Annotated in this window: 7 protein-coding genes; 6 read left to right on the top strand and 1 reads right to left on the bottom strand. The window is 58.7% G+C overall.

Going from position 1 to position 8,289, the window contains the following annotated elements; all coding sequences use genetic code 11:
• Positions 1-675: 675 nt before the first annotated feature.
• On the bottom strand, positions 676-945 hold the full coding sequence (locus tag NUV89_RS25270; protein ID WP_026136438.1) for a DUF2790 domain-containing protein: 270 nt from the start codon (positions 943-945) through the stop codon (positions 676-678).
• A 397-nt stretch (positions 946-1,342) separates the two neighbouring features.
• Here NUV89_RS25270 and acs point away from each other — a divergent pair, with 397 nt between their 5' ends.
• The 6 genes from acs (at position 1,343) to NUV89_RS25240 (ending at position 8,160) form a co-directional block, all read left to right on the top strand.
• On the top strand, positions 1,343-3,298 hold the full coding sequence (acs, locus tag NUV89_RS25265) for an acetate--CoA ligase (RefSeq protein WP_017734150.1): 1,956 nt from the start codon (positions 1,343-1,345) through the stop codon (positions 3,296-3,298).
• Between the two features lie 694 nt (positions 3,299-3,992).
• Positions 3,993-4,778, top strand: a complete 786-nt coding sequence (locus tag NUV89_RS25260) for an ABC transporter substrate-binding protein (protein WP_257783463.1) — start codon at positions 3,993-3,995, stop codon at positions 4,776-4,778.
• 91 nt (positions 4,779-4,869) lie between these two features.
• Positions 4,870-5,559: an ABC transporter permease gene (locus NUV89_RS25255; RefSeq protein WP_124528185.1), complete on the top strand. Its 690-nt coding sequence runs from the start codon at positions 4,870-4,872 to the stop codon at positions 5,557-5,559.
• Positions 5,556-6,254 (top strand): ABC transporter permease, encoded by a 699-nt coding sequence (locus tag NUV89_RS25250; RefSeq protein ID WP_257783462.1) that lies wholly within the window; start codon positions 5,556-5,558, stop codon positions 6,252-6,254. The genes NUV89_RS25255 and NUV89_RS25250 overlap by 4 nt, the downstream gene beginning before the upstream one ends.
• A gap of 1 nt (position 6,255) precedes the next feature.
• Positions 6,256-7,368, top strand: coding sequence for a succinylglutamate desuccinylase/aspartoacylase family protein (locus tag NUV89_RS25245; RefSeq protein ID WP_257783461.1), 1,113 nt, complete (start codon positions 6,256-6,258; stop codon positions 7,366-7,368).
• A 27-nt stretch (positions 7,369-7,395) separates the two neighbouring features.
• Complete coding sequence (locus tag NUV89_RS25240; protein ID WP_003214336.1) at positions 7,396-8,160, top strand: ABC transporter ATP-binding protein; 765 nt, start codon at positions 7,396-7,398, stop codon at positions 8,158-8,160.
• Positions 8,161-8,289: the final 129 nt, after the last annotated feature.

The raw sequence follows: 8,289 nt of genomic DNA, 5'->3' as shown, positions 1-8,289 counted from the left end.
CGGCACCGTCGAGGCGGTCCATGTTGGCTTCGGTGGCGTGGCCGGCGTTGGCGCCTTTGGTGGCTACTTCGCCTTCTTCTTCTTTGTCGAATTCGTCCCAGCTCAGCATGACGTGTCGTCTCCTGCGTGAGGGCTCAAAGGTGCCCGTGTGAAACCGGATGGTTGGGTGTTCACACGGCCCAGAGGCCGCGGTGGATCTTAAGGAATCGTTTCTTGCAACAGCTCGCGCAGGCATTAAACGGAAATTGCGTTACGGGTGCTCTGCTTGAGGCTTGAGGGGCGGAGCGGTAGGTGTTTGCTCCAGCGGGGCCTCAGGTCTGGCTCTTCATCCCTGTGTAAAGGGATATTGCAGGCCCGATTTACCCGCGCATTATAGGGAAAAAAATGGGTTTGTGTTGCGGCGGATGGTCTCGGATCGCAGACAAAAAGCCTGCTATTTGAGCCAGAGTGCTGGTTTATAAGGCTTTGCTGGGGTTGGATTTTTTTGACGGACGGCGGGAGGGATTTTGTAGGGCTGGCGGGGGAGGGCTTTACAGGGGGGTATGGTCGAAATTGCCATCGCAGGCAAGCCAGCTCCCACAAGGGGGATCGCGGTGTTTCGTGGGTGGGTTCTTTGCCGCAAGAACGATTTCTTGCGGCGAATAAGATCAGCTTCAGATCACACTAACTAACTTGTTATCCGTTAGAGCAACCATTACCCATCACATGGTAATTAAGAATATGACGCTGGCCTTGCGAATCTTCATATTCCATCTTCACCGGTACAACTTCGCAGACTTCGGGAATGCTGCTCATGGACAATACTTTCGCCACGTCCAGGTGGGTGCTGTAAGTGTAGTCTTCAACAATCGGCGCGTTGCGGCTAGCTACGTCAGTCGGGGCTTCGTCGGCCAGGGCGGCGGTGGCGCACAAGCTGCTGAGGGCCATAACTACTAGAGCTTTCATTTCTTTATTTACCTTATTCAGGGCGAAAGGGGTCACGGGGCCTTTGTGAGGCCGCGTGTGTAACTTAGGGTTGGTTGTTTCGGATTAACGTTGCCTTCGTGGGGGCTGTTGCGGTGTTAATCACAGTGCCTGTGTTGGCGGAAGTGATTCTAGGCCTGCGGGTTATATTCATATACCCGTGCTTTTGATAAACACTGTTGGCGGTTTTTGTAACAATCCCGTGGTAAAGCTTTTTTCATCTGCGCGCAAAGCGCCACGGGCCGCGGGCCAGAGCCGCCAAAGCAGATAGCAGGGCAAAATGTAGGGGCTTGTTACTACCATCGTCGAATGGTTCTATGGGGCAGCCCCGGCTACAACAGGGCATACAAAAACAACTATTGTCACCGAGGTAAGAAAGATGAGTGCGGCTTCCCTGTACCCCGTTCGCCCCGAAGTAGCAGCCAACACGCTGACCGACGAGGCGACCTACAAGGCCATGTACCAGCAGTCGGTGGTCAACCCCGATGGTTTCTGGCGTGAGCAAGCCAAGCGCCTTGACTGGGTCAAGCCTTTCACCGCGGTGAAACAGACCTCGTTCGACGATCACCATGTCGATATCAAGTGGTTTGCCGATGGCACCCTGAACGTTTCCTACAACTGCCTGGACCGTCACCTCGCCGAACGTGGCGACCAGGCAGCCATCATCTGGGAAGGCGATGACCCTTCCGAAAGCCGCACCATCACCTACCGCGAGCTGCATGAAGAAGTCTGCAAGTTCGCCAACGCCCTGCGCGGCCAGGATGTGCATCGCGGCGACGTGGTGACTATCTATATGCCAATGATCCCCGAAGCCGTGGTCGCCATGCTGGCGTGTACCCGCATCGGTGCGATTCACTCCGTAGTATTTGGCGGTTTCTCGCCGGAGGCCCTGGCCGGTCGCATCATCGACTGTAAGTCGAAGGTGGTGATCACCGCTGACGAAGGCATCCGCGCCGGTAAGAAGATTCCGCTGAAGGCCAACGTCGACGACGCGCTGACCAACCCGGAAACCAGCAGCATCCAGAAAGTCATCGTGTGCAAGCGCACCAATGGCGCGATCAAGTGGAACCAGCATCGCGACATCTGGTACGAAGACCTGATGAAAGTGGCCGGCACCGTGTGCGCGCCTAAAGAGATGGGCGCCGAAGAAGCCCTCTTCATCCTGTATACCTCCGGCTCCACCGGCAAGCCGAAGGGCGTGCAGCACACCACCGGCGGCTACCTGCTTTACGCAGCGCTGACCCACGAGCGTGTGTTCGACTACCGCCCGGGCGAGATCTACTGGTGCACCGCCGACGTCGGCTGGGTCACTGGCCACACCTATATCGTCTACGGCCCGCTGGCCAATGGCGCGACCACGCTGCTGTTCGAAGGCGTGCCGAACTACCCGGACATCACCCGCGTAGGCAAGATCGTCGACAAGCACAAGGTCAATATCCTTTACACCGCCCCGACCGCGATCCGCGCAATGATGGCTTCCGGCACCGCCGCCTGCGAAGGCGTGGACGGCAGCAGCTTGCGCCTGCTGGGTTCGGTGGGTGAGCCGATCAACCCGGAAGCGTGGGACTGGTACTACAAGAACGTCGGCCAATCCCGTTGCCCGATCGTGGACACCTGGTGGCAGACCGAGACCGGCGCCACCCTGATGAGCCCGCTGCCGGGCGCCCATGCGCTCAAGCCGGGTTCGGCGGCGCGGCCGTTCTTTGGCGTGGTGCCAGCACTGGTGGACAACCTGGGCAACATCATCGAAGGCGCTGCCGAGGGCAACCTGGTGATCCTCGATTCGTGGCCGGGCCAGGCGCGCACCCTGTACGGCGATCATGACCGGTTTGTCGATACCTACTTCAAGACCTTCCGTGGCATGTACTTCACCGGTGACGGCGCCCGTCGCGACGAAGACGGCTACTGGTGGATCACCGGGCGTGTGGATGACGTGTTGAACGTGTCCGGCCACCGCATGGGCACCGCCGAGATCGAAAGTGCCATGGTCGCCCACCCGAAAGTCGCCGAAGCGGCGGTGGTCGGTGTGCCGCATGACATCAAGGGCCAGGGCATCTATGTGTATGTCACCCTGAAAAATGGCGAAGAGCCGAACGAAGCGCTGCGCCTGGAGTTGAAAAACTGGGTGCGCAAAGAGATCGGTCCGATTGCTTCGCCGGACGTGATCCAGTGGGCGCCAGGTTTGCCGAAGACCCGTTCGGGGAAAATCATGCGGCGGATCCTGCGCAAGATTGCCACGGCTGAGTACGACGGGTTGGGGGATATCTCCACCTTGGCGGACCCGGGTGTGGTGGCGCATTTGATTGAAACGCACAAAACTATGAATGTTGCGTAAAGCGCAATAGCAAGAAATAGCCCCATTCGGCGTAAGCCGGATGGGGCTTTTTTGTGAGATCTCAAAACCAATAGAGATCAAATGTGGGAGCTGGCTTGCCTGCGATGGCGTTGATTCAGCTGGCAGATGTGTAGTTGACCCACCGCTATCGCAGGCAAGCCAGCTCCCACATGGGAATGCATTTCAAATCAATGCTGGCGGTGCTCTGACAGATCGCCATATTCACGAGGCCAATAAATATCGGTTTCTCTCGTAGGACATTTCTTAATGTTACCGCCAACCCTAAATGTGTAACCCAGCGCCCAAACATGAGGCAATGTGCTACACCCGCGCCCCGAAAAGCCGCGTTTTAGACACCCTCATCAATAAGATTAAACGCCAGACTTGCCGTGCTAGAAGGGTTTGCGAATAATAGGCCCGCAATTTGCAGCGTCTACAGGTTTAATGTCTTTTGTCTCTGCATAAAATCCAGGGGCTGTCAATGTGCTGGAACCGCTTTCTCAGTGCTTCTGTAAATTGTTGTCGCATTGAGGAAATATCGGCTTCTGGCCTGTCGTTAGAATGCCGATCACTCGCTCGTCGTCTCCGATGTTGAATCGGTGTAGGACGCAGCACCGCAATTCGGTTTCCCTTATGTCGCATCGTGGGCCATGGCTCATACTGCTGTTTTGCCCTATACCGATGGAGTCCCAAGATGAAGAAACTCGTGCTGTTGGGCGCCCTGGCGCTGTCCGTGCTGTCCATGCAGGCTTTCGCTGAAGGCAAGCCTCTGAAAATTGGTATCGAAGCGGCTTACCCTCCGTTTGCGTCGAAGGCGCCGGATGGCAGCATCGTGGGTTTTGACTACGACATCGGCAACGCTCTGTGCGAAGAGATGAAGGTCAAGTGCACCTGGGTCGAGCAGGAATTCGACGGCCTGATCCCGGCGCTGAAAGTGCGCAAGATCGACGCGATCCTGTCGTCCATGTCCATCACGGAAGATCGCAAGAAGTCCGTGGACTTCACCGGCCGCTATTACCTCAGCCCAGCGCAACTGGTGATGAAGGAAGGCACCACCGTCAGCGACAGCCTGGATGAGTTGAAGGGTAAGAAAATCGGCGTACAACGCGGTTCGATCCATGATCGCTTCGCCAAGGAAGTTCTGGCTCCTAAAGGCGCCACGGTTGTGCCTTACAGTTCGCAGAACGAAATCTACCTGGACGTGGAAGCCGGTCGCCTCGACGGCACCGTGGCCGACGCCACCCTGCTGCAGGACGGCTTCCTGAAGACGCCAGCCGGTAAAGGCTACGCGTTCGTGGGCCCACAGTTCACCGACGCCAAGTATTTCGGTGATGGCATCGGCATCGCCGTACGCAAAGGCGACAAGGAAAACCTCGACCGCATCAACGCAGCCATTGCCGCGATCCGTGCCAACGGTGAGTACAAAAAAATCCAGGACAAGTACTTCGACTTCGATATCTACGGCGCTGACCCTAAGTAAATCGTCCTAGCTGTCTGTCCGAAATGGCGCAAGCAACAGAATTCCTGCGGTTTGCGCCATTTTTTCATCCCCCTTTTCGAGGACCTGAATCATGTTGAAAGGCTACGGGGCCGTCATCCTCGATGGCGCATGGTTGACGCTTCAGCTCGCCTTGTCGTCCATGGCCTTGGCCATTGTTCTGGGTCTGATCGGGGTCGCGTTACGCCTGTCGCCGGTGCGCTGGTTGGCCTGGCTGGGTGACTTGTACTCCACGGTGATCCGTGGGATTCCTGACCTGGTGCTGATCCTGCTGATTTTCTACGGCGGCCAGGACCTGCTCAACCGCGTCGCGCCGATGCTGGGCTACGACGACTATATTGACTTGAACCCCTTGGCCGCCGGTATCGGCACCCTGGGTTTCATCTTTGGCGCCTACCTCTCGGAAACCTTCCGTGGCGCCTTCATGGCCATTCCCAAGGGCCAGGCCGAGGCCGGCCTTGCGTATGGCATGAGCAGTTTGCAGGTGTTTTTCCGGGTGATGGTGCCGCAGATGATCCGGCTGGCGATCCCTGGGTTCACCAACAACTGGCTGGTACTCACCAAGGCCACCGCGTTGATCTCGGTGGTGGGTTTGCAAGACATGATGTTCAAGGCCAAGCAGGCGGCAGACGCCACCCGCGAACCTTTTACCTTCTTCCTCGCAGTGGCGGCGATGTACCTGGTGATTACCAGCGTGTCGTTGCTGGCCTTGCGTCACCTTGAGAAGCGCTACTCGGTAGGCGTAAGGGCGGCTGATCTATGATCTTCGACTACAACGTCATCTGGGAGGCCATGCCGCTGTACCTTGGCGGCCTGCTGACCACCCTGAAACTGCTGGCCATCTCGCTGTTCTTCGGCCTGCTTGCCGCCTTGCCCCTGGGCTTGATGCGCGTGTCCAAGCAGCCCATCGTCAACGGTGCGGCCTGGCTGTTCACCTATGTGATCCGTGGCACGCCGATGCTGGTGCAACTGTTCTTGATCTACTACGGCCTGGCCCAGTTCGAAGCGGTACGCGAAAGCTTCCTGTGGCCGCTGCTGTCCAGTGCCACGTTCTGTGCGTGCCTGGCGTTTGCGATCAACACCAGCGCCTACACCGCCGAAATCATCGCCGGTAGCCTCAAGGCCACGCCCAATGGCGAGATCGAAGCGGCCAAGGCCATGGGCATGTCGCGCTACAAGCTGTACCGCCGCATCCTGCTGCCGTCGGCCCTGCGCCGCGCGCTGCCGCAGTACAGCAACGAAGTGATCATGATGCTGCAGACCACCAGCCTGGCCTCCATCGTCACCCTGATCGACATCACCGGTGCCGCACGCACGGTGAACGCCCAGTTCTACCTGCCGTTCGAAGCCTACATCACCGCCGGCGTGTTCTACCTGTGCCTGACCTTTATCCTGGTGCGCCTGTTCAAGTTGGCCGAGCGCCGCTGGCTGAGCTACCTGGCTCCACGGAAGCATTGAGATGGAACGTATCGATCATCTGTTGCCCTGGGGCCACCTGGGCTGCGAGCGCCAGCTGAGCGTGTTCCGCTTCGGCAAAGGCGAGCGCAAGGCCTATATCCAGGCCAGCCTGCACGCCGACGAATTGCCCGGCATGCGCGCCGCCTGGGAACTGAAAAAACGCCTTGCCGAGCTTGAGCAACAAGGCGCCCTCAACGGCGTGATCGAGCTGGTGCCGGTGGCCAACCCGATGGGCCTTGGCCAGTTGCTGCAAGGCAGCCACCAGGGGCGTTTCGAGGTGGGCAGCGGCAAGAATTTCAACCGCGATTTTGCGGAGTTGAGCGAACCGGTTGCGGCGCTGCTCGACGGCAAGCTGGGGGATGATCCCCACGCCAACGTGCGCCTGATCCGTCAGGCGATGAGCGCTGCACTGGACGCATTGCCCGCGCCATCCAGCCAGTTGCAAGGCATGCAGCGCATCCTGCTGAGCCATGCCTGCAGCGCCGATGTGGTCCTTGACCTGCACTGCGATGCCGAAGCCGCGCTGCACATGTACGCGCTGCCGCAACACTGGCCGCAGTGGCGTTCGTTGTCGGCGCATCTGAATGTGAAGGTCGGCTTGCTGGCGGAAGACTCCGGCGGCAGCTCGTTCGATGAGGCCTGTTCGCTGCCGTGGTTGCGCTTGTCCCGCGCGTTTCCCGAGGCACAGATCCCGCTGGCGTGCCTGGCGACGACCCTCGAGTTGGGCGGCCAAGCCGATACCGGCCGCGACGAAGCGATCTTTCACGCCGAAGGCATCCTCGCGTTCCTCGCCGAACAAGGCCTTATCAAGGGCGAGTGGCCTGCGCCGCAACACGAAGCCTGCGAAGGCATGCCTTTCGAAGGCACCGAGTTGCTGTTTGCACCCCACGCCGGGGTCATCAGTTACCTGCGTCAAGCCGGGGACTGGGTCGAGGCCGGCGAAGCGATTTTTGAAGTGATTGATCCCCTGGAAGACCGCGTGAGCATTATCTGCGCCGGTACGTCGGGGGTATTGTTTGCCGTTGAACGGCTACGTTATGCCCAAGCGGGTTTCTGGCTGGCCAAGGTGGCGGGGCGCGAAGCGCTGCGTCACGGGCGCTTGCTCAACGACTGACCACCTGTTTTTGTGAGAACCGACCGCATGTACAAACTTGAAGTCCAAGACCTGCATAAACGCTATGGCAGTCATGAAGTGCTCAAAGGCGTGTCCCTGGCCGCCGCGGCCGGTGATGTGATCAGCATCATCGGTTCCAGTGGTTCGGGCAAAAGTACCTTTTTGCGCTGCATCAACCTGCTGGAGCAACCCCACGCCGGCAAGATCCTGCTCAACAACGAAGAGCTGAAACTGGTGGCCAACAAGGACGGCGCCATGAAGGCCGCCGACCCTAAACAGCTGCAACGCATGCGTTCGCGCCTGTCCATGGTGTTCCAGCACTTCAACCTGTGGTCGCACATGACCGCGTTGGAAAACGTGATGGAAGCGCCGGTGCACGTGCTGGGCATGTCGAAAAAAGACGCCCGTGAAAAGGCCGAGCACTACCTGGCGAAAGTCGGCGTAGGCCATCGCAAGGATGCGTTCCCCGGGCATATGTCCGGTGGCGAGCAGCAGCGTGTGGCGATTGCCCGTGCCCTGGCGATGGAACCGGAAGTGATGCTGTTTGACGAACCCACCTCGGCCCTCGACCCGGAACTGGTTGGCGAAGTGCTCAAGGTGATGCAGGACCTGGCCCAGGAAGGCCGCACCATGGTGGTCGTCACCCACGAAATGGGTTTTGCCCGTGAAGTGTCGAACCAGTTGGTGTTTTTGCACAAAGGCATCGTCGAAGAGCGTGGCAACCCGCGAGAAGTGCTGGTGAACCCGCAGTCCGAGCGTTTGCAGCAGTTCTTGTCCGGTAGCTTGAAATAATCAAGGCTGCTTTTGTGCACTGAATTAGTGCATGCTCCACAGTCTTGAGGTCGACCTTAATCCCCTGTGGGAGCGGGCTTGCTCGCGAAAGCGGTACATCAGACATACATGTATCAACTGACACTCCGC

The sequence above is a fragment of the Pseudomonas sp. 18.1.10 genome (assembly GCF_024655625.1).
Lineage (GTDB): Bacteria > Pseudomonadota > Gammaproteobacteria > Pseudomonadales > Pseudomonadaceae > Aquipseudomonas.
Note: the sequence above shows the minus strand (reverse complement) of the source record. Positions and strands in the feature narration are given on the sequence as shown.

What these genes read in the sequence shown, in the direction of transcription:
- NUV89_RS25270 (WP_026136438.1), bottom strand. Translation starts at nt 945, where the DNA reads ATGAAAGCTCTAGTAGTTATGGCCCTCAGCAGCTTGTGCGCCACCGCC.
- acs (WP_017734150.1), top strand. Translation starts at nt 1,343, where the DNA reads ATGAGTGCGGCTTCCCTGTACCCCGTTCGCCCCGAAGTAGCAGCCAAC.
- NUV89_RS25260 (WP_257783463.1), top strand. Translation starts at nt 3,993, where the DNA reads ATGAAGAAACTCGTGCTGTTGGGCGCCCTGGCGCTGTCCGTGCTGTCC.
- NUV89_RS25255 (WP_124528185.1), top strand. Translation starts at nt 4,870, where the DNA reads ATGTTGAAAGGCTACGGGGCCGTCATCCTCGATGGCGCATGGTTGACG.
- NUV89_RS25250 (WP_257783462.1), top strand. Translation starts at nt 5,556, where the DNA reads ATGATCTTCGACTACAACGTCATCTGGGAGGCCATGCCGCTGTACCTT.
- NUV89_RS25245 (WP_257783461.1), top strand. Translation starts at nt 6,256, where the DNA reads ATGGAACGTATCGATCATCTGTTGCCCTGGGGCCACCTGGGCTGCGAG.
- NUV89_RS25240 (WP_003214336.1), top strand. Translation starts at nt 7,396, where the DNA reads ATGTACAAACTTGAAGTCCAAGACCTGCATAAACGCTATGGCAGTCAT.